Annotated in this window: 2 rRNA genes; both read left to right on the top strand. The window is 50.6% G+C overall.

The features are described from left to right. A 23S ribosomal RNA gene (locus BMX55_RS16000) occupies window positions 1–1,370 on the top strand; the annotation flags it as partial. Window positions 1,371–1,504: 134 nt separating this feature from the next. Further along, window positions 1,505–1,617 (top strand): 5S ribosomal RNA (gene rrf, locus BMX55_RS15995). Window positions 1,618–1,669 lie beyond the last annotated feature (52 nt).

Below are 1,669 nucleotides of genomic sequence, written 5' to 3'. Positions count from 1 at the left end.
GATAACGAGTCTGCTTGCAGACGAAGTGAGTGATACCCTGCTTCCAGGAAAAGCCACTAAGCTTCAGCTACACACGACCGTACCGCAAACCGACACTGGTGCGCGAGATGAGTATTCTAAGGCGCTTGAGAGAACTGCGGAGAAGGAACTCGGCAAATTGATACCGTAACTTCGGGAGAAGGTATGCCCCTAGTAAGTGAACTTGAACAAAGGGAGCTAAACGGGGTTGCAAAAAATCGGTGGCTGCGACTGTTTAATAAAAACACAGCACTCTGCAAACACGAAAGTGGACGTATAGGGTGTGACGCCTGCCCGGTGCTGGAAGATTAAATGATGGGGTGCAAGCTCTTGACTGAAGTCCCAGTAAACGGCGGCCGTAACTATAACGGTCCTAAGGTAGCGAAATTCCTTGTCGGGTAAGTTCCGACCTGCACGAATGGCGTAACGATGGCCACACTGTCTCCTCCGCAGACTCAGCGAAGTTGAAATGTTTGTGATGATGCAATCTCCCCGCGGAAAGACGGAAAGACCCCATGAACCTTTACTGTAGCTTTGTATTGGACTTTGAACGGATCTGTGTAGGATAGGTGGGAGGCTTTGAAGTAAGGTCGCTAGATCTTATGGAGCCAACGTTGAAATACCACCCTGGTGCGTTTGAGGTTCTAACCCAGGTCCCTTATCGGGATCGGGAACAGTGCATGGTAGGCAGTTTGACTGGGGCGGTCTCCTCCCAAAGTGTAACGGAGGAGTTCGAAGGTACGCTAGTTACGGTCGGACATCGTGACGATAGTGCAATGGCATAAGCGTGCTTAACTGCGAGACTGACAAGTCGAGCAGATGCGAAAGCAGGACATAGTGATCCGGTGGTTCTGTATGGAAGGGCCATCGCTCAACGGATAAAAGGTACTCTGGGGATAACAGGCTGATACCGCCCAAGAGTTCATATCGACGGCGGTGTTTGGCACCTCGATGTCGGCTCATCTCATCCTGGGGCTGTAGCCGGTCCCAAGGGTATGGCTGTTCGCCATTTAAAGAGGTACGTGAGCTGGGTTTAAAACGTCGTGAGACAGTTTGGTCCCTATCTTCCGTGGGCGCTGCAGATTTGAGGAAGCCTGCTCCTAGTACGAGAGGACCGGAGTGGACACACCTCTGGTGTACCGGTTGTCACGCCAGTGGCATCGCCGGGTAGCTATGTGTGGAAGAGATAACCGCTGAAAGCATCTAAGCGGGAAACTCGTTTCAAGATGAGATCTGCCGGGGCCTTGAGCCCCCTAAAGAGTCGTTCAAGACCAGGACGTTGATAGGCTGGGTGTGCAAGCGCAGTAATGCGTTGAGCTAACCAGTACTAATTGCTCGTGCGGCTTGACCCTATAACTTTGATGTTCCTTCAAAAGAACCATCAAGGTCTGTTATGCCAAAAAAAGCGCAATCAAAACAAAAAAGCTGATAAGACTCTATGAATTTAGCTGTATTGCCTATAAAGCGATACAGCGCACAGTTTAAGCCTGATGACCATAGCAAGTTGGTACCACTCCTTCCCATCTCGAACAGGACAGTGAAACGACTTTGCGCCGATGATAGTGCGGGTTCCCGTGTGAAAGTAGGTCATCGTCAGGCTAATATTAAAGCATCCCCCTCTGATCCTATCGGTCAGAGGGGGTTTCGCTTT

The sequence above is a fragment of the Giesbergeria anulus genome, assembly GCF_900111115.1.
Taxonomy (GTDB): domain Bacteria; phylum Pseudomonadota; class Gammaproteobacteria; order Burkholderiales; family Burkholderiaceae_C; genus Simplicispira; species Simplicispira anulus.
Note: the sequence above shows the minus strand (reverse complement) of the source record. Positions and strands in the feature narration are given on the sequence as shown.